The following is a 19,620-nucleotide window of genomic DNA, read 5'->3' on the forward strand; positions in this document are numbered from 1 at the left end:
TATTATACAGGAAAAAGAGAAAAGCATCGTGCTTTTCTCTCGTTTTCATAATCCATTATTTTAACAGCTGTAAAATTCCTTGTGGAAGCTGGTTAGCCTGTGCAAGCATCGCTTGCGCAGCTTGGTTTAAAATGTTGTTTTTCGTAAACTCCGTCATCTCCTGTGCCATATCCACGTCACGAATTCGCGATTCAGAAGCCGTTAAGTTTTCACTCATTGTACTGATATTGCTCATCGCATGCTCAAGGCGGTTTTGTGCAGCACCAAGCGTTGAGCGATCTTTTGACACAGCAGCAATCGCTTTATCAAGCTGAGTAATAGCAGTTGTTGCATTTGTTGCGGTTGTAATAGAAGTTGTCGTAAGACCTAAAGTTGCCGTCGTAACGTCACCAATTTTAGCTAACTTTAACGCTAAGCTCGGAGCCTCTGGTGAAATTTGAAATTGAATATTCGTTGTTTTCCCATCTAATAAATTTGTACCGTTAAATTGTGTTGTTTGTGCGATACGGTCGATTTCCTGCTTTAACTGCTGCACTTCAGCATCTAAATACGCACGGTCTTCCGTGTCTTGGTACGTGCCATTTGAAGACTGGACGGCTAGTTCACGCATACGCTGAAGCATGCTGTGCACTTCCTGCATGCCGCCTTCTGCTGTTTGAATGAGTGAAATTCCGTCTAATGCATTGCGTTCTGCCATATCTAAAGCGCGAATTTGAGAACGCATTTTCTCTGAAATAGCTAATCCCGCTGCATCGTCCGCTGCGCGGTTAATACGAAGTCCAGATGATAGTTTCTCTAAGCTTTTCGACGTATTCATTTGATTCGTAGATAAGTTTTTATAAGCATTTAACGCTTGAATATTGTGATTGATTCTCATTGAATAAGCTCCTTTTTTATAATGTCGTTGTGCTAATTTGTCTCTCATAAGACGATAGTTTTCTATGAACGCTCGGTCGCTTTTGGGCTACTTCTTCACTCATTACCTTATTCCAAGCAGCTGAAATTTCAGTTAGAACGCGATGAGCGTCTTGTAAAATCGTAATATCCTTCTTCATATTCCCTTCTACCACTCGTTCTGCTACATAGTTATAAATCGTATCAAGCTGCTCCGCAATAACACCTGCTTCATATTTCAAGCCGACGCCTAGGCGATGAAGGATATCACTTGTATTTTTTAAATTTTCATTTGCTGTATAGAAATCTTTGTTATGAATATGTTCAATGCTTTCTTCAATATTTAAAATCGCTTTTTCATACAGCATAGCCGTTAGCTGCTGCGATGTTTTTTGATAAAGAAGCTCTTCCGTTAAAAAGTCCAATTCATCTTATCTCCCTTGTGTATTCCTTTTTTTACTTATCGGCACGTCTAGTAGCCATTTTCATTCATATCCTCGACTTTTTTTACAAATAAAAGAATTTCGGCAATAACTCCGTACAGCTGCGGGGGGATTTGATCTCCTAGCTCAATATCCATCAAATTCGTCAGAAGCGTTTCGTCTTCTTGCAGTGGAATATCATGCTGCTTTGCAAGGTTGAGAATTCGATTCGCCGTCGAACCTGACCCTTGCGCAACAACTTTTGGTGCTCCCTCTCCTTGCTCATAGCGAATGACCGTTGCAGAAGGACCTCGCTTTTGCCTCCGATTCGCTGTATTAATATATTGGTAGTTCATATTGAATAATCAAACCCTTTCATTGAAAGCATTGGGATTTGTTTCTTAATTGGTGCTTTCACTTCGTCTTCTCTTCCATTTCGTAGCTCTGCATAGGAGACTCCCGTAATCGCGTAACCAATTGCTTCAATTTTACCCTTTAATTCATCAACAACCGTATCAGCGTTGGATGCAAACGCATCGCTGTTCGTTTCAAATGAAATGGATAGATTGCGATCCGATGCTTTTAACATCACGCCAATCTCACCGAGCTGCTTCGTCTCAAATAGAAAGTATAAGCTTGTATTTTCCCAGTCAATTTTCTCACGCTTTTTATTTGACTGAATAAATACTTTCATCGTTCCTACTTCACCTTTTAGCGTAAAAGGTAGCTGCATATAAAGCTGCTGCGCTGATGAAGAATCATGCTTGTTTAAAAGCTGCTGACCTGTGATATGTTGAAGAGCTGAATCAGCTGTTTGAGCTGCCATGCTCGCATATTCTCCTTTTAACAGGCCACTTTTCACATCAGCTGTGGATGCTTGCTGGTGTCCTTGTAGCACATGTAATGCCTCTTTTTCGCGCTGAAACCCCAATCTCTTTACGGTTTCATAGATATCTCTGGCTCCTATTTCTGGCTCATCAGCAACGCTAACCCCTGGTAAAGCAAGTTTTGAAAACAACTCATCTTGAACAAAATGCATCATCTTTTGGTGAGAAGGCTTATAATCCATTCCTTTAATCATTTCTTTGATTTGCATAACTAAGCTATGAGCTTGAGAGCGATCTCCCTGTGCTAATAGACTTTTCGCTTCTTGAAGAAGCTGACTAGCCTTTAACATTTCTTTTTCAGATTTCATATCTGCATATAGCATGAAATCACTTTGTAAAATGGCTTTATCAAGCTGCTTAACGGTTGCTTCTAATAGCTGTGACGCCTTCATTTTTGCTGAAGGTGCTGATTCTTGAAGCAAATCTGCAACATAGAGAAGCTGACGATTTACCTGCTGCTGTACATTTTGAAATTCTTTTGTGATATACGCCAGTTTTTCTGTCACAACCGTTACAACCACATCTTTTGTAGCAACATGAAGAGGTAGTTCTTTTGCTGATGGTTGTTCAAAACTCTCGCTAATAGCCACTAGCACCTCATTTATTTGCTTTCTAGCAGCCATTTCTTTATGCTGATTTGCCAATTCACTTGCCTTACCAAGAGCTTGGCTTACTTTTTCAGCATGTGCTGGATGAGACTGTAAAGCTGGTAACACCTGATTCGAAAGGTGCTCAAGAGCAACTTTTATATTCGGTTCACGACTAAACGTACGTACAGCCAAATGAAGCGCTTCTTGAACACTTTTTGCATCTGCTTGTTTTGAATGTAGCGCCATTAACAAATCACTGATCCGCTGAAGAACAAGTTCTTGCAGCTTTGAGCCTTCTAGTAGCTTTTGCTGGACCTCTTGCGGTACACCGTTACTCTTTAATTCAAGAAGTAAAGTCTGCACTTCTTGTTTAGTTAGAGGGATATTTTTCAGCAAGTCATCTCGATTCAACTCTTTAAGGCCGCTCGCTGTGACGTCTTGACTCGTTCGAAAAATCCGCTGTAATTGCTCTACAATACTCTTAGGTATTTCTTTAACTTCTTTTAATTGTTGAAGAATATCTCCTACGCTATCACCTGTTTTTAGACGCTGAAGCAGTACGTTGATTTCCTCTTGGCTAAAGGGGGATTTAGTCGATGCTTCCACACTTTTTAAGGCTCCCTCAACCTTGATCTGTAGCTCTGATGGCAAAGTCGGTCGATTAGCAACCGCTTCTTTAAAAAGCTCTTTTAATCCATCACCATGAAGAGCTTCATCAATTGCAGTAAGGTGATTTACCGTCACTTCTAGCTTTTTATTCACAAGAGCAGAAATCGTTTCATCTGTTTGTGAAGCTGAGCGATTTGTTATAGTAAAAAAACGTTCTAGCGCCATCATCGAAGATTCTGTTACACGATATCCAGCATTTTTAAGCCTTTGAGCAGCTTGTTGTACTTGCTCTGAAGCAGCTGGCATAATTGGCCTTTTGACTCGTTCCTCAAAATTTTCTGTTGGTATTTTCGATAAAACTTGTCCTTCTATATAACCTTCTTTTACATGCGTTACTTTTATTTTGATATGATCATTTTCATGCACTGGCTGGTCTAGGCGAACGGGTACTTCACGTCCCTTTACCTGCATAAGCACTTCTTTTTCATTCATTACTTCCTTAACTATTCCTTGCAGCGTATCTTCTGTTGCAATTGTAGTTGCCGAAGGCGCACTCGCGTGATGCAACGAATGGGATGACTGCTGAATTTTCATAGATTCACGCTCCATTAAGTCGCTTTACGACATATCTTTTCTACCGTATGTATCGGCTACTTTTTTGTGCTTTTCATATGTCTTTTCACCTAAAAAAGCTCCGCATACAAATGTATGCGGAGCTTTCTTTGTTATCGTACCTCTACCCAGCCGTTTTTAATTGCTACAACAACTGCTTGCGTACGGTCGTTTACGTTCATCTTTTGTAAAATATTACTTACGTGGTTTTTAACTGTTTTTTCACTAATATATAGAGCTTCACCAATTCCACGGTTACTCTTTCCATCAGCTAAAAGTTGCAGTACTTCACACTCGCGGCGAGTTAGTAAGTGAAGCGGGCGGCGAATCTCAATTGGCTCATGTGGATATGAAGATGATTGACCTTGAGCTGCAAGTCGACGGTATTCTTTTACTAGGCTATGCGTTACCTTCGGATGTAAGTAAGATCCACCCTCTGCTACTACTTTAACAGCTTCAATTAATGCATCTGCATCCATTTCTTTTAACAAGTAGCCTCGTGCTCCTGTTTGAAGTGCATGAGTGACATATGTTTCATCATCATGAATCGATAAGATGATAACTTTCGTATCTGGGTTCATCTCTACTAGCTGCTTTGTTGCTTCGACACCATTTACAGCTGGCATGTTGATATCCATGATTACAACGTCAGGCTGATGTTCTTCAACAAGACCAATCGCTTCGTTACCATCGTCACCTTCTGCTACTACTTCAAAATCTTTTTCAAAATCTAAAATACGTTTTACTCCTTCACGGAATAATTGATGGTCATCAATGATGACAATTCGTGTTTGCATATCTGGTTCCTCCCCAAATCCAACAATGAATAGTTTTTACTATATTAATTCGATGTTATTGTATTCTTATTATTTATTTAGAATCGGTACTTTAATCATAACAAGCGTACCTTGGTTTAATTTTGAATGAACAGAAATGCTTCCACCCAACAAATCTACTCTTTCTCTCATTCCAATTAAACCAAATGAGTTTTCTTTTTTTTGATTTTGATCAAAGCCACAGCCATCATCTTTTACAAGTAAAACTGCTTGTTCATTATTAAACTCAATTTTCACTTGAACTTCCGAGGCATCCGCATGCTTTAAGGCATTCGTAACAGCTTCTTGTACAAGTCGAAATAGCGCTACTTCCAGCTTTGACGCAGTACGTTTTTCTTGTCCAATCGAAATGAAGGTAATGCGTGGTTTACCGTCATTATAGTCTTCAATTGTATCTAAATATTTTCGAAGCGTTGGAATTAATCCTAAATCATCCAATGCCATTGGTCTTAAGTCGTAAATAATTCTTCGCACTTCATAGAGTGCTGAACGCACCATTTTGCGCAAATCTCGAATTTCATCCATCGCTTCCTGAGCACTGCGCTCTCGGTAAATACGTTCAATTAATTCCGACCTCATCATCACGTTAGCTAGCATTTGCGCTGGACCATCATGAATTTCACGGGATAACCTTTTACGCTCTTCCTCTTGCGCTTCAATAATCCGAAAACCAAAATATTCTTTTTGAATAGCATCTTCGACAATTTCTCCAACCTGCTTCAAATCGCTGGTTAAATAGTTTAACACCACTGAAATCTGCCCCACCAGATGATCTGCTCGCTTGATGGTTTCTTCCAACGACATCAATCGACGTTCAAGTTCATCTCGCCTGCTTCTAAGCTGATGTTCTGACTGCTGATTCATTAAAAGTTTTGTCTGTAATTCATGAGCTTTTTCGTAGGCATCTTTTACCTCTGGCTCAGAATAAATTTGAAAATGCTTGCTTACCTCAGCTAAGCGCTTTCGTGCTAAACGCGCCTGAGCCTCTAGGCGATCTCCTTGCTCAATAACCTGCAAAACTTTGGCTTTTAAACCTTCTAATTCTTCTTTTATCTCTTCGTATTCCTGTCGTGCACTTTCAGATAAGCGATATACTTCATCTTTACTATTTCCAACTGTGCCAATGATTTTGTCTAATATTTCATCTAACATTTTACTTGTTAATTTATGTTTTGACATTTATTCACCTCAAGCTTACACTCACATTCGAAGAAATGCCAATACGTTATTACGCTTTCTCGTACGACTTACTTGAATTGCGAGGAAATCTGGATCTGCTCCAGTTTACATGATTAAGACAGCATCTATAGAGACAGCATGGCTATAGAAAAACATATGAGATACCTTCTTGTTTTTCTTATATTAGAATAGGATAAGTTCTTTTGGTGTACATCTTTGCTCACTACTTTTCTCATGCATGATATACACTCTACTCCAAAAGACTACCATTTCTATCTCACCATTAACAGGGACAAACATCCTGTTTCGTTTAACAATTACATGTCATTCGTAACATTTATGTGATTATTTTTTTAAAACTTTTGGTTTAGTTAGCTTGTCCATTATCATTGATAAATACTTTACAACACTGTAACAATTCAAGGCTCCAAATTGATGTATCAGTTTTGAAGCTTTATAATAAGTGAGATAAGAAAAAATTGCTTTTATTCTTAATTTTAATTACCTATTACCCACTTTTTTAAAATAAACACATAAAATCATATAAACAGGAGGCATTTTATTACATTGTTACCTCAATATTATACTGTAAAACAGTCTGGTGCACATGAAATTGTGATTCAAAAATCACGCTTTATCTGTCATGCAAAGCGTGCAACAACAGAAAAAGAAGCACAGGACTTTATTCAAAAGATAAAGAAAGAACATTGGAGCGCAAACCACAACTGTTCTGCTTATTTAATTGGAGAGCGCGATCAGTTTCAAAAAGCCAATGATGATGGTGAACCTAGCGGTACTGCCGGTGTACCAATGCTTGAAGTGCTGAAGCGAAAAGAACTAAAGGATACTGTTGTGGTAGTAACGCGTTATTTCGGCGGTATTAAGCTTGGGGCTGGCGGACTCGTTCGTGCATATAGCAACTCAGTATCTGAAGGGCTCACAAACATTGGTATCGTAAAGCGTACACTTATGCAAATCATGCATACAAAAGTTGATTATACGTGGCTTGGCAAGCTGGAAAATGAATTACGCAATTCACCTTACGTCTTGAAAGAAATTCATTATGCAGATAACGTAATCGTGGATACGTTTGTGGAAGAGAGTCAAAAAGATGCGTTTACAGCTTGGATGACGGAACTTACAAACGGCCAAGCAGACATTTCAGCAGGCGAAGTGACCTATTTAGAAGAAGAGATATAATGAATTATTTACTGTGAATTAAAAACATTGTAAAATAAAAGACAGCGCACTGATGCCACAGTGCGTCGTTCTTTTCCTTACTAAAATATAAGGTAATATTGAACGCATTCCGTTTAATTTGAATTCTAACAACAAACAATAAAAATATGTAAAAACTTACTAAACTAAAGGAGAACGTATATGGCTCAGCATAGGCGTTTTGAAAAACGAGTAAATCGAAAAAAGCGGAAAAGAAGATTGCTTTCTTTTTTTCTTCTGCCAATCTTAATCATTGGATTATCCGCTACGGCGTACGGCTCTTATTTGTTCGCTAAAGCAAAAAGCGTTGCATCTGATTCATTTCAAAGCTTAGGAGATCGTGACTCTTCACCGATGCGCGATCGAAAAATCGATCCTAAGAAAGATAACATCTCCATTTTATTTATGGGTGTTGATGACAGCGAATCGCGAAATTTCGGGAAATCTGCTCGTACAGATGCACTAATTTTAGCGACGCTAAACGAAAAAGAGAAAACGGTGAAGCTTGTGAGTATCCCTCGTGACTCTCGCGTATATATTCCAGAAGTCAGCAAAAAAGATAAAATTACGCATGCTCATGCATATGGTGGACCGAAAGCCACGGTCGAAACGGTTGAAGAGCTATTCGATGTTCCCGTAGACTACTATGTAAAGCTTAATTTCCAAGCTTTCACTGAGATTGTTGACTCTTTAGGAGGCATCGAATTTGATGTACCTTACGACTTAAAAGAAAAAGATTCTAGTGATCATCATGAAGGCATTGTACTAAAAGCTGGTAAACAACACTTAAACGGTGAAGAAGCACTAGCAATTGCACGGACAAGAAAACAAGATAGTGACATTGAACGAGGTAAGCGACAGCAGCAGCTTATGCAAGCCATCGCTAAGGAAGCATCGTCAATTGGCTCTATGACAAAGTATGGTAACTTAATCGAAGCTGTTGGTGACAACATGAAAACAAACTTAATGTTTGGCGAAATGCTTTCGTTCTATGATTACGCTTCGAAGAATATTGATATTGAAACATTAAATCTTGCTGGGACAGATGATACAATTAACGGCGTTTATTATTATGAATTGGATGATATAGCCGTTCAAGAAGTAAGCGATACGCTACACGAACATTTAGGTCTAGACGAAGAAAGCACGGAGTAGAAAAAGCCTGTCGGCTCGAGCCGACAGGCTTTTTTATTTATATCGTAGCGCTTGAAACATATTGAGTAGTGGTCGATATGTTTTATCTACCAGACCAATTTTCTCCACAATGATTTCAATTGCAAAAATTAAAATGGCGAGAACTAGGAACGAACCCCACATGGTTTGTACCTGAGAAAAGATAACGGCTGCTAAACCAAAAATTGCACTCATACCGTAAATAATTAGCACAGTTTGGCGATGGCTGTATCCTAAGCGCAACAGGCAGTGATGCAGATGCGACTTGTCAGGAGCCGAAAGCGGCTGATTTTTAACGATACGGCGAATAATTGCAAAGAACGTATCTGAAATTGGTACACCGAGGATAATAACCGGAACGATTAATGAAATTAACGTAACATTTTTAAATCCTAACAGAGATAAAACCGAAATCATGTACCCTAAGAAAAGTGCTCCTGTATCTCCCATAAAGATTTTGGCTGGATGAAAATTATAAAGCAAGAACCCAAGCGTACTTCCTAACAGGATAAAGCCCATACTCGTTACGAACACGTCGTTCATCATAATGGCCATTCCTGAAATTGTAATTAATACAATTGAGGAAACTCCTGCTGCAAGACCATCTAATCCGTCAATTAAGTTGATGGCATTTGTGATCCCCACAATCCAAATAATTGTAAGAGGAATACTCAAAACGCCAAGTTCAAGACTACCGTTAAAAGGAAGGTTGATATACTGAACTTGTACACCGCCATATACCACCACAATTAACGCTGCAAGCAATTGACCGCCTAGCTTAATTTTTGCTGAAAGCTCCATCATATCATCTAACACACCCGTAATAATGATAATGAAACTTCCGATGATAATTGCTAAAGCGTAAGGGCTAGTTGGTTGTAAAAGAAAATAACCGATTAAAAAACTAATAAATATTGCTAATCCTCCAAGACGAGGCATAATTTTTTGATGAACTTTTCGTTGATTTGGCTTATCTGTTGCACCTATTTTAAATGCTAATTTTTTAACAAGCGGAGTGACTAAAATAGACGAAATAAAACAAATAAACAAGGTCAAATATAACATGTAGACCCTCCTCAGGTTTATGTTAACCAAAATCGCAGTAAATGTTACTGTTATTTAGATTTGGATAATATTACATATGAGCGAGCTATTGGACAAAATTTTTTGACTAGTTTTCTCCTAAACTGGATTATACCATATTGATTTTACTACTTAAATAAGAATTTGTCTTCATAAACCTTAAACTAACTCTCTCTATGTATCTATCATTTAATACACACCTAAACTCTTATGTTTTTCTTCTATCTTTCTCTTACTAACCAACACCCTACCTATTGTATTTAACAGTCTTTGCAAATATACGAACATTCGAATGGATGAATTAATCAACTGCTTATTTACTGCAGCATCTAAAGATAAAAGATGAAAAAATATTATTATTTTTATAAAAAATGAAACTTTTCCATTTTCTGAGCGTATTACCTTTTATAAGAATCAAATGAAGGGAGGTTTTCAAATTGGAACTGCTCTCGGTGCCTATTCAGACAATTTATCTTTACACACTAATTGGTTTTGGTACCCTTACCTTTTTATACATTCTATTCGGTGACGTACTGGATGCATTATTTGAAGGTATCCCTGGATTAAATCCTACGCTCATTTTTTCCTTTTTTACAGTCTTCAGTGCAAGCGGTTATATCTTGGAACAACTACAGCTTTTTTCCAGTATTTTAAATCTGATTGTATCTGCAATTATTGCTCTATTACTCGTAACACTACTCAATATCTTTGTTCTTATTCCTTTATCATCTGCTGAAGAATCAATTGCTTTTACAGAGTCATCTCTTCAAGGACGAATTGGGGAGCTCATCATTCCTATTCCCATTGATGGATACGGTGAAGTCGTCATAAAAGATGTAAGTGGTACTATTTCAAAGCCAGCTATTAGCTTAAAAAATCAAGAAATTTTGTCAGGTACCAAAGTATTGATTGTTGAGATTCAAAACGGAAATGCGGTTGTTGTTACTTACGAACCCCCAAGCTATACACTGTCAAATTCATAACCAAGAGGAGGATATTTATGTCCATTTTTATTATTGCTGGAATCGTTGCCTTTTTATTAATTGTATTAATTGGAGTATTTATTACCAAATATCGCACTGCAGGTCCTGATGAGGCACTGATTGTCACAGGTAGCTATTTAGGATCGAAAAATGTTCACGTTGACGAATCTGGAAACAAAATTAAAATTGTGCGAGGTGGCGGTACATTCGTATTACCCGTATTTCAACAAGCTGAACCATTAAGCTTATTATCAAGTAAATTAGAAGTATCAACACCTGAAGTATATACAGAACAAGGTGTACCCGTGATGGCCGATGGTGTATCTATTATTAAAATAGGCGGTTCTATATCAGAAATCGCTACAGCAGCTGAACAGTTTTTAGGTAAAGCCAAAGAAGATCGTGAAACGGAAGCACGTGAAGTGCTTGAAGGACATTTACGCTCGATTTTGGGATCAATGACTGTAGAAGAAATTTATAAAAACCGCGAGAAATTTTCACAAGAAGTACAGCGCGTTGCGTCTCAAGACTTAGCGAAAATGGGGCTTATTATCGTCTCGTTTACAATCAAAGATGTACGTGATAAAAACGGATACTTAGAGTCGCTTGGTAAGCCTCGTATTGCTCAGGTAAAACGTGATGCTGACATCGCTACTGCCGAGGCTGAAAAAGAAACGAGAATCAAGCGCGCAGAAGCACATAAGGATGCTCAAAAAGCTGAGCTAGAGAGAAATACCGAAATTGCGGAAGCGGAAAAAGCGAACCAATTAAAAACGGCTGAATACCGCCGTGAACAAGATATTGCAAAAGCTCGTGCTGACCAAGCATACGACTTAGAAACAGCTCGTGCAAAACAAGAAGTAACAGAACATGAAATGCAAATTCGTATTATTGAGCGTCAAAAACAAATTGAATTAGAAGAAAAAGAAATTCTTCGTCGTGAACGCCAATACGATTCTGAAGTTAAAAAGAAAGCCGACGCGGACCGCTACGCAGTTGAGCAGGCTGCTGCTGCTGAAAAAGCCAAACAGCTTGCAGAAGCGGATGCAAATAAGTATCGTGTTGAAACAATGGCTAAAGCAGAAGCAGAACGCGTTCGTGTTGATGGTCTTGCAAAAGCCGATGCTGAGCGTGCTCAGGGTGAATCAGAAGCTGAAATCATTCGCTTAAAAGGTCTTGCAGAAGCGGAAGCAAAACAAAAAGTAGCAGAAGCATTTGAACAGTTCGGTCAAGCAGCTATCTTGGATATGATTATCAAAATGCTTCCAGAATATGCGAAGCAAGTTGCTGCACCTTTATCTAATATTGATAAGATTACAGTTGTCGATACAGGTAGCTCGGGTGAAAGTGGAGGCGCCAATAAAGTAACTGGCTATGCTACCAACCTAATGTCTACTTTACAGGAATCATTAAAAGCTTCATCCGGTTTAGATGTTAAAGAACTGATTGAAAACTTTTCTGGTAAAGGAAACGTTCGTCACAGCTTAGATCAGTTAACAGAAGAAATCAAAGATAAAAAAGAAGCGTAACAAAAAGGAGAGCCTCCCGTTGCAGGGGGCTCTCCTTTTTGTTATCCTTTTAGCGCTTTAAGTAAGAACTTTGGTAGTGCTAGTTGTCTTTTCAAACGCCATGGCTCTTTTATTAAACGATACAACCATTCTAACCCAAATCGTTGAAAAACTTCTGGAGCACGGTTTAAACGACCAGAAATCACATCAAACGATCCTCCTACTCCTTGGTACACTGAAGGGTATAGATGATCTTTGTTCGCTAGAATCCAGTTTTCTTGAGCTGGACTTCCTAATGCAACAAAAACGATATCTGCTTTTGATTCATTAATAGTTGTTTCAATTACCTGCTTGTCTTTTTCATATCCATCAAGCACGCCAACAATTTGAATACCAGGAAACTTCTCTTCTAACTTGACTTTCGCCTCTCTGGCTATGCCTGGCTTGGCACCATACAAGAAGATTCGCTTCCCTTCTACAGTAGCTGTTTCACAAAGCTTCATCATCATATCAATTCCCGTTACACGCTCGCGTATTTTGCCTTTACGAAGCTTAGAAGCCAAAATAACACCGATACCGTCTGGAATTTGGTATGTTGCTTTATTTAACAACGTACGTAGCTCCTCGTCTTCTTGAGCTTTCATAATTTTTTCTGGATTAATGGCTACAATAAACGAAGTGTTCCGTTGATTAATATCTTCCATTAGCTTTGCTGCTAATTCATCATACGTGTCGTGACATACATCTACACCTAAGATATTTTCTTTCATCAAATCACCTATTTAAAGATACTAAAATTTTGTGTTCGTTCGTAATGAAAGACAGGCTACAGCCCGTCTTTCATTATCATTACCCTTATTATACTTATATCGTAGAAACTTTAGAATCACCTAATAACACAACGTCAAATCCTGCTTTTTTCCATGCATCACGTTGAATACAATTTTTTGTATCAAAGATAGCTTTGGTACGCATTTTGTCTTCAACTGCAGATGGAAGCATTTCTTTAAATTCGTTGTGGTCTGTTAGGATTAAGATTAAGTCTGCATGAGTTACAGCTTCTTCTAAGTCCTGTGTTTGCTTTTCAATTTTATTTTCTTTAATATGTGGATCGAACGCTGTGTAATCAACATTTAGCTTATCTAAATGTGCTAATACATCCGTTGATGGACTTTCACGCATATCATCAATGTTTCCTTTAAACGCTAGACCTAATACCGCAACGCGACCGTGCTGAATGCCTTTTGCATCAAGAATACTTTTTGCTTTTAGCGCCGTGTATTCTGGCATTGAATCATTTGTTTGACGAGAAAGAGAGATAATTTTCGCCAGCTCAGGCTGTAGCTCTGTTAAGAACCATGGATCAACTGCGATACAGTGTCCTCCTACACCTGGCCCTGGTAAATGGATATTTACACGTGGATGATAGTTCGCTAACTTAATCGCTTCCCAAGCATTGACACCGAGCTTTTCACTAATTTTAGCTAACTCATTTGCGAAAGCAATGTTCACATCACGGTACGTGTTTTCGATAACCTTGACCATTTCAGCCGTTGTAGCATCCGTTACGTGAATATTTCCTTTTACGAATACTTTATATAATTCTACTGTTAAACGACTTGATTCTTCGTTAATTCCACCCACAATACGATCGTTATTTACCAGTTCTTCAAATACTTTACCTGGAATAACGCGCTCAGGTGAATGAGACACGAATAATTCTGTTCCAAACGCTAGTCCTGTTTCTTTTAAAACGGGTAGCATCACGTCCTCCACTGTACGAGGAGGAACCGTTGATTCTAAAATAACAAGATTCCCTTTACGAACATAAGGAACGATTGACTTTGTTGCTTCTCTTACATAGTTTAAATTAGCTGTTTTATCATTATTAATTGGCGAAGGCACTGCAATAATGAATACATCCGCTTCTTCAGGTGTTGTACTAACTGTGAATAGACCTTTATCGACTGCTTCTTCTAAGCGCTCTTGTAGTCCATTCTCTTCTATATGAAGCTGTTTATTTTTAATTAAGTTGACTGCATGCTCGTTTACGTCAACGCCGTGAACTTGTAAACCATGATTTGCAAACATAACGGCTGTCGGTAAACCAATATACCCTAAGCCAACTACACATAATTTTTTTGCCATTACAGAAAATCTCCTTTATATGACATACTTTATAAATGAAACCTACATGATATTATATCGAAAATTGTTGCATCATGATAGCTTTTATATAAAAACACCATTCAAATTGTCTTCTTATTTATATTATGCATCAGTTTTGTTTTGTTCATCACCGAACAAACGATTTATCTTTTTCAGTTTTTTTCTAAACCAAAAGAACTAACGCACTAGTTACAGTGCGCTAGTTCTTCTACTATAATTATTTATCTTTTACAATTATTTGAAAGTAGTCCATTAGTTTTTCTTTCAGCTCATCTCTTTGTAAACCAAAGTCCACTGTAGCCTTAATAAAGCCAAACTTATCTCCTACATCATAGCGGTTACCTTGGAAATAGTGAGCTAATACACGTTGAGATTCGTTTAGTTGTAAAATCGCATCTGTCAACTGTACTTCTCCGCCAGCACCAATTTTTTCTTGACTTAAAATATCAAAGATTTCAGGTGTTAAAATGTATCTTCCCATAATTGCGTACGTAGAAGGTGCATCAGCCGGATTTGGCTTTTCTACTAACGTATTCACTTCAAATACATCGTCCTGTATTGACTCTTCAATCCCAATAATTCCATATTTATTCGTTTCTTGACGAGGCACTTCCTGCACACCTACTACCGTACACTGGTGCTCTTCATAAACATCCATAAGCTGCTTTAAGCAAGGCTTGTCTGATTGTACAATATCATCACCCAGTAAAACAGCAAAAGGTTCATTACCTATAAAGCTTCTTGCACAGTTAATCGCGTGCCCTAACCCCTTTGGTTCCTTTTGGCGAATGTAATGAATATTGGCTAGGCTTGAAATCTCTTGGATTTCTTTAAGCATATCCCATTTTTCTTTAGCCGCTAACGTTTCTTCTAGCTCATATGATTTATCAAAGTGATCTTCAATTGCACGTTTGCCGCGACCGCTAATAATTAAAATATCTTCAATACCAGAAGCTACTGCTTCTTCAATGATATATTGAATCGTTGGCTTATCAACAATCGGTAACATTTCTTTTGGTTGCGCTTTCGTTGCAGGTAAAAATCGTGTTCCTAATCCCGCAGCTGGTATGATTGCTTTACGTACTGTCATTTCATTTACCTCCCATTAAATCCATGGTTGTTACAATTCATATAAATGTATTTTATAATAACCTTATTATAACTGTCACGAAATTCTACATCGCTTCCATTTTGAAAGGACGAGTCAAATGACCGAATTTATTTATAAATTAAAATCAAATTTTATTTCTACTCTTCCCTACAACAATTCAATCTATAAAGCAAAAGCTGCTGATGGGCTCCAATTATATAGACAGATTTCAATCGATGACCTAAAGCAAGACGCAGAGACCATCTCTAACCGCGTAGATGGATTTACCACAACAATTGATAAAAATAACTTACTCAACAGCTCGTGTACATGCAATGACGCTGATTTTTGCCAACATCAATTTGCTTTGGTTTTCTTTCTCTATGCCCAATATGAGCCGCTAACAACGCTATTTGAAGAATGGAGAAGCGCAGAGGCAAAAAACTTATTTATCCAGCAAAAAAAGCGTTCTTCTCTTTCTAACCACTATTCTTTTAAAGCGTGGATCGATCAACTTGATACAGCATACGAGCAATTTTCGCAAGCACAATCCACCAAGAACCTGTCTATTTTTCAAAATCTATACGATGAATTTTTTATATCATTACCAAAAATAGCTCCAGCTGAACCGACCTTACGAAATCTTTTTCTTTTATATGGCGGTCTATATGCTATCTTACAATTTAATAATGAGCTAAAGCAAATTCAGCTCTCAGCTAATACGAAAGAATCCTTTTTATATGTCCACCTTTATAAGCTAACCAATAAAGTAAGTGAATTAGCTAAAATCAAGGTGCTAAGTTCCATTCCTCCTACTACGAAGGCCCTTATTGAAAGTAGCTTACCGTTTATTCGCTTATTATTAGATGAAAGTGACTCATTACAATATGAGCTGATGAAGTTATATGAAGTGGTATGGGCAAATGTATTAAATGATGAAGAATGGATTGGAAAAGAATTAAGGGCTCTTGAATCTGTTACCTCTGTTCATACAGCAATCGCTCGCAGCTATTTATTATTTTTAAAAAAGAAAGATGAAGAAGCGATTTCTGCTCTAAAGCCAGATGATTTAGCAAAGCTTCCTTACTTTATATCGTGGATAAAGGAGCTTCTTTCTCAAAAAGATACAAAGCGCTTATCAATATGGATAAACTACCTTTCAGCTATGATGGGTGAATACGTACGAACCGTTCCGTCTACTTATCAAGGAAGTCGAAACATGGTTTCAATCTTAGTTAACCTGTTTAAACAATATGCACTGCTCATTAAAGAGGAGGGCCCTTATATCAAGTGCCTTCAGCTGTTACTACCGTATAGCTTTATTGAATATAGCCAGTACCTACATAACAAGGGGCATTTAAAAGAATGGATGGAGCTTCAAGTACTGTTAGACTTTGATGACGCCGAACAAGCAAGCGAAATAGCTGAATATGTTATTCAACAGCGTGCAGATTATGCGATTCCAATCCTACATCAAATTATTCGTCACTTTATTTTAGAACGTAAAAAAACGAGCTACGCACTTGCATGCGATTATTTACTAAAGCTAAAAGAAATTCACATAAAAACAAGTAAAGAAGAGCTGTTTCATCGTTATATGCACTATTTACATGGTGAAACAAAATCACTATCCTTATTTCAAAAGCTACTAAAAGAAAGAGGGCTTCATGCTGATGTTTGATTTATTTGAACTAACACTCCATATTGAAGAATACGAAGATAAGCTGTTTGTATACTGCACCGACAGAAACCAAAAGCTCCTACAGCCAACTAAATGGAAAAATTCATTGTTTTTATGGCATTCTTCTTCTTATTACGGTACAACTCTATCTCCTTTTGAGCTGGACAGCAAGAGTGGTATTTTATTGTCAGCATGGGATGGTTTCACATTCTTTTTGTCCATTGACAAAGGACACTTATTAAAGCCAACGTTTTCAAAAGAAGCGCGGGAATACCTTGATAAAGCTTTAAAGCTAAAAGAGAATCTACTAACAGTCGATACATTAAAACAATCTTTATTAGAAAATAACGATTCAACTTGGGAAAAAAACGTGCTTGAATTTCTCTTTCTCAATCATACTTACCAGCTGCTCGAGGAAGCTAATATCCCTTATCCTCAAAGTGACTATACCGTATCCGTACGATTTGAAGAGCCATTATCTGAAGGGTCTGTTTGGGAAATTCAGCTAGTAGCAATTCCGACAGATAGCGATCAAGACCCTTTTCTTATTCGAGATGAAATGATCCATGAATATAAAAATGGAAAAACAATTTTATATGAGGTTCAACGAATTAAGCACTTATCACCTACTTTACGAAATGCTTTATCAGGAAAGTTACCTACGTTATCTGATGAAGAGCTATGGAACTTTTTAACCAAGGAAAGCAATGAATTACTTCAAAAAGGTGTACATATGCAGCTACCTAGCTGGTGGAAAGAAATTAAAAAAGGCCAAATTCAAGTGCAAGCTGTCCATGAAGATAATCAAACTTCCGCATTTGGCATTGAAGCTCTAACAAACTTTAAATGGTCTGTTTCCATCGATTCACATACGTTAACGGAAAAAGAACTAAACGAGCTAATTAAAAAGAAAAAACAGCTGCTAAAATTAGATGGGCAATGGATACATGTAGACAGTATGCTCATCAAGAAAGCGAAAAAACTGTTAAAAGAAGCGCAGCAGCGAGGCGTTAGTATATATCAAGTATTACGCGCTCACCTAAACCAGCCATTTTCATTTGATAGTGATTGCAATAACGTTTCTATTGAATATCATTTAAATTCATACTCTCAATCAATTGTAAGTCAATTAAAACAAGCTCACACGCTTCCATCTATAAGGCTTTCTTCTGCATTTAACGGAAGACTGCGCCAGTATCAGCAGGTAGGATTAAACTGGCTATTACACCTGCGTAAAATAGGACTAGGCGGCTTACTAGCAGACGACATGGGGCTTGGTAAGACGATTCAATTAATTAGTTATTTTACAAAGGCAAATGAACTAAGCTCTGCACAAAAACCATTTTTACTTATTTGTCCAACCTCACTGATTGGGAATTGGGAGAAAGAACTCGATAAATTTGCACCTTATCTAAAAGTGTATACTCACTATGGTAGAAATCGACTATCGGCAGAAAATACAACAAGCCCAGATGAAGCAAGTGCTTATGATCTAATCATTACAACTTATCAACTGGTTGCTCAAGAACCTGAGCTTTTTCAAACGAGAGCGTGGGATACGATATGTTTAGACGAAGCTCAACATATTAAAAACCCTCATACCAAACAGGCAAAAGCAGTTAAGAAACTGAATACAACTCATCGATTCGCTCTGACAGGTACACCAATTGAAAATCGATTAACAGAGCTGTGGTCTATTGTTGACTTCCTGAATCCTGGTTATTTAGATAGCTTAGACAGGTTCAAGAAAGAATTTGTTATTCCAATTGAAAAAGAACAAAATCTAAAAAAAGCAGAGCAGCTAAAAGCACTGCTTTCTCCCATTTTATTAAGGCGTACTAAATTAGATAAAAAAATTGCTTTAGACCTACCTGATAAACAAGAAGAGAAAGTGCATATTGAGTTGACAGCTGAACAAAAAGTGCTGTACGAAGAGCTTGTTCATTCGACTCTTAACAGCCTTAAAGAACAAAAAGGGATTGAGCGAAGCGGTCAAGTGCTTCAACTTCTAACAAAGCTCAAACTACTTTGTAACCACCCTGCTTTGTTGCTAAAAGAGCCCATTAATAAACAAACGATTACTCGATCACCTAAGCTTGAAAAGACAGTTGAGCTACTGAAGCAAATTAAACTACAAAACGAAAGCTGCTTAATATTTACTCAATACCTTGAAACAGGTAACATGCTAAAACGCACCTTGAAAAGAGCTTTAAAAGAAGACGTATTATTCTTACACGGTGGCTTATCAAAAGCAGAGCGTGACGACATGGTAGCATCCTTTCAATCTGGTCAACATTCCATTTTCATCCTATCATTACGGTCAGGTGGAGTTGGTTTGAACCTAACGGCTGCAAATCACGTTATTCACTTTGACCGTTGGTGGAACCCAGCAGTCGAAAATCAAGCGACGGATCGCGTATATCGAATTGGCCAACAAAAATTTGTCCATATCCATAAGCTCCTTTCCTTAGGGACAATTGAAGAAAAAATTGATGATATGATGACGAAAAAATACGCGCTAAGTGAACAGTTGGTTCAAAACGACAAGTGGATCACAGAATTGTCACAGCAAGAACTCCAAGAATTGCTTCAATACAATTAATAAGAAATAAAGAAAAAGCTATCTCCGTATTAAATTCAAGGCTTGAAGAAGAAAAAAAGGTGTTTTGTGTGACAAAATACCCTT

General features: G+C 37.7%; 16 protein-coding genes. 6 read left to right on the forward strand and 10 right to left on the reverse strand.

What is annotated here, in order from left to right; translation table 11 throughout:
- Positions 1 to 55 precede the first annotated feature (55 nt).
- From LZP85_RS18290 to LZP85_RS18315, 6 genes are all read right to left on the reverse strand, one after another.
- The gene (locus tag LZP85_RS18290; protein ID WP_025909620.1) at positions 56 to 877 is read right to left on the reverse strand and encodes a flagellin N-terminal helical domain-containing protein; all 822 of its coding nucleotides are present in this window, start codon (positions 875 to 877) and stop codon (positions 56 to 58) included.
- Positions 878 to 893: 16 nt separating this feature from the next.
- The gene (locus LZP85_RS18295; protein WP_025909619.1) at positions 894 to 1,319 is read right to left on the reverse strand and encodes a flagellar export chaperone FliS; all 426 of its coding nucleotides are present in this window, start codon (positions 1,317 to 1,319) and stop codon (positions 894 to 896) included.
- Positions 1,320 to 1,366: 47 nt separating this feature from the next.
- Positions 1,367 to 1,672, reverse strand: coding sequence for an EscU/YscU/HrcU family type III secretion system export apparatus switch protein (locus tag LZP85_RS18300; RefSeq protein ID WP_025909618.1), 306 nt, complete (start codon positions 1,670 to 1,672; stop codon positions 1,367 to 1,369).
- On the reverse strand, positions 1,669 to 3,996 hold the full coding sequence (locus LZP85_RS18305; protein WP_234561848.1) for a hypothetical protein: 2,328 nt from the start codon (positions 3,994 to 3,996) through the stop codon (positions 1,669 to 1,671). The genes LZP85_RS18300 and LZP85_RS18305 overlap by 4 nt, the downstream gene beginning before the upstream one ends.
- A gap of 131 nt (positions 3,997 to 4,127) precedes the next feature.
- Complete coding sequence (locus LZP85_RS18310; RefSeq protein ID WP_025908789.1) at positions 4,128 to 4,811, reverse strand: response regulator; 684 nt, start codon at positions 4,809 to 4,811, stop codon at positions 4,128 to 4,130.
- Between the two features lie 69 nt (positions 4,812 to 4,880).
- A complete protein-coding gene (locus LZP85_RS18315; protein ID WP_061786282.1) occupies positions 4,881 to 6,029 on the reverse strand; it encodes a sensor histidine kinase in 1,149 nt (382 codons plus the stop codon).
- A gap of 567 nt (positions 6,030 to 6,596) precedes the next feature.
- Between LZP85_RS18315 and LZP85_RS18320 the strand changes: the two genes are divergently transcribed.
- Both LZP85_RS18320 and LZP85_RS18325 read left to right on the forward strand, forming a co-directional pair.
- Positions 6,597 to 7,229 carry a YigZ family protein gene (locus LZP85_RS18320; RefSeq protein WP_025908787.1) on the forward strand — a complete coding sequence of 211 codons (633 nt, stop codon included), beginning with the start codon at positions 6,597 to 6,599 and terminating at the stop codon, positions 7,227 to 7,229.
- A 180-nt stretch (positions 7,230 to 7,409) separates the two neighbouring features.
- The gene (locus LZP85_RS18325) at positions 7,410 to 8,402 is read left to right on the forward strand and encodes an LCP family protein (protein WP_206782901.1); all 993 of its coding nucleotides are present in this window, start codon (positions 7,410 to 7,412) and stop codon (positions 8,400 to 8,402) included.
- Between the two features lie 33 nt (positions 8,403 to 8,435).
- Here the strand turns inward: LZP85_RS18325 and LZP85_RS18330 are convergent, their stop codons facing one another.
- Positions 8,436 to 9,485, reverse strand: coding sequence for a glycosyltransferase family 4 protein (locus LZP85_RS18330; RefSeq protein WP_119543768.1), 1,050 nt, complete (start codon positions 9,483 to 9,485; stop codon positions 8,436 to 8,438).
- A 455-nt stretch (positions 9,486 to 9,940) separates the two neighbouring features.
- On the opposite strand from LZP85_RS18330, the gene LZP85_RS18335 reads away from it, so the two are divergent.
- Both LZP85_RS18335 and LZP85_RS18340 read left to right on the forward strand, forming a co-directional pair.
- Positions 9,941 to 10,486: an NfeD family membrane protein gene (locus LZP85_RS18335; protein ID WP_234561850.1), complete on the forward strand. Its 546-nt coding sequence runs from the start codon at positions 9,941 to 9,943 to the stop codon at positions 10,484 to 10,486.
- A 17-nt stretch (positions 10,487 to 10,503) separates the two neighbouring features.
- A complete protein-coding gene (locus LZP85_RS18340) occupies positions 10,504 to 12,015 on the forward strand; it encodes a flotillin lipid rafts scaffold protein FloT (RefSeq protein WP_242529567.1) in 1,512 nt (503 codons plus the stop codon).
- A gap of 41 nt (positions 12,016 to 12,056) precedes the next feature.
- Here the strand turns inward: LZP85_RS18340 and LZP85_RS18345 are convergent, their stop codons facing one another.
- From LZP85_RS18345 to galU, 3 genes are all read right to left on the reverse strand, one after another.
- Positions 12,057 to 12,764, reverse strand: a complete 708-nt coding sequence (locus tag LZP85_RS18345) for a WecB/TagA/CpsF family glycosyltransferase (RefSeq protein ID WP_025908782.1) — start codon at positions 12,762 to 12,764, stop codon at positions 12,057 to 12,059.
- A 94-nt stretch (positions 12,765 to 12,858) separates the two neighbouring features.
- Complete coding sequence (locus LZP85_RS18350) at positions 12,859 to 14,142, reverse strand: nucleotide sugar dehydrogenase (RefSeq protein ID WP_025908781.1); 1,284 nt, start codon at positions 14,140 to 14,142, stop codon at positions 12,859 to 12,861.
- A 238-nt stretch (positions 14,143 to 14,380) separates the two neighbouring features.
- The gene (gene galU / locus LZP85_RS18355; protein ID WP_234561852.1) at positions 14,381 to 15,253 is read right to left on the reverse strand and encodes a UTP--glucose-1-phosphate uridylyltransferase GalU; all 873 of its coding nucleotides are present in this window, start codon (positions 15,251 to 15,253) and stop codon (positions 14,381 to 14,383) included.
- 118 nt (positions 15,254 to 15,371) lie between these two features.
- Between galU and LZP85_RS18360 the strand changes: the two genes are divergently transcribed.
- Both LZP85_RS18360 and LZP85_RS18365 read left to right on the forward strand, forming a co-directional pair.
- Positions 15,372 to 16,934, forward strand: a complete 1,563-nt coding sequence (locus LZP85_RS18360) for a hypothetical protein (RefSeq protein WP_234561854.1) — start codon at positions 15,372 to 15,374, stop codon at positions 16,932 to 16,934.
- Positions 16,927 to 19,536: a DEAD/DEAH box helicase gene (locus LZP85_RS18365; RefSeq protein ID WP_407681858.1), complete on the forward strand. Its 2,610-nt coding sequence runs from the start codon at positions 16,927 to 16,929 to the stop codon at positions 19,534 to 19,536. Before LZP85_RS18360 ends, LZP85_RS18365 begins: the two co-directional genes overlap by 8 nt.
- Positions 19,537 to 19,620: the final 84 nt, after the last annotated feature.

This window comes from Priestia flexa (assembly GCF_021441905.1).
GTDB lineage: Bacteria > Bacillota > Bacilli > Bacillales > Bacillaceae_H > Priestia > Priestia flexa.

Excerpts from the sequence above, each read along its gene's own strand:
- LZP85_RS18290 (WP_025909620.1), bottom strand. The coding sequence starts at position 877 with ATGAGAATCAATCACAATATTCAAGCGTTAAATGCTTATAAAAACTTA.
- LZP85_RS18300 (WP_025909618.1), bottom strand. The coding sequence starts at position 1,672 with ATGAACTACCAATATATTAATACAGCGAATCGGAGGCAAAAGCGAGGT.
- LZP85_RS18305 (WP_234561848.1), bottom strand. The coding sequence starts at position 3,996 with ATGAAAATTCAGCAGTCATCCCATTCGTTGCATCACGCGAGTGCGCCT.
- LZP85_RS18310 (WP_025908789.1), bottom strand. The coding sequence starts at position 4,811 with ATGCAAACACGAATTGTCATCATTGATGACCATCAATTATTCCGTGAA.
- LZP85_RS18315 (WP_061786282.1), bottom strand. The coding sequence starts at position 6,029 with ATGTCAAAACATAAATTAACAAGTAAAATGTTAGATGAAATATTAGAC.
- LZP85_RS18325 (WP_206782901.1), top strand. The coding sequence starts at position 7,410 with ATGGCTCAGCATAGGCGTTTTGAAAAACGAGTAAATCGAAAAAAGCGG.
- LZP85_RS18330 (WP_119543768.1), bottom strand. The coding sequence starts at position 9,485 with ATGTTATATTTGACCTTGTTTATTTGTTTTATTTCGTCTATTTTAGTC.
- LZP85_RS18340 (WP_242529567.1), top strand. The coding sequence starts at position 10,504 with ATGTCCATTTTTATTATTGCTGGAATCGTTGCCTTTTTATTAATTGTA.
- LZP85_RS18345 (WP_025908782.1), bottom strand. The coding sequence starts at position 12,764 with ATGAAAGAAAATATCTTAGGTGTAGATGTATGTCACGACACGTATGAT.
- LZP85_RS18350 (WP_025908781.1), bottom strand. The coding sequence starts at position 14,142 with ATGGCAAAAAAATTATGTGTAGTTGGCTTAGGGTATATTGGTTTACCG.
- galU (WP_234561852.1), bottom strand. The coding sequence starts at position 15,253 with ATGACAGTACGTAAAGCAATCATACCAGCTGCGGGATTAGGAACACGA.
- LZP85_RS18360 (WP_234561854.1), top strand. The coding sequence starts at position 15,372 with ATGACCGAATTTATTTATAAATTAAAATCAAATTTTATTTCTACTCTT.
- LZP85_RS18365 (WP_407681858.1), top strand. The coding sequence starts at position 16,927 with ATGTTTGATTTATTTGAACTAACACTCCATATTGAAGAATACGAAGAT.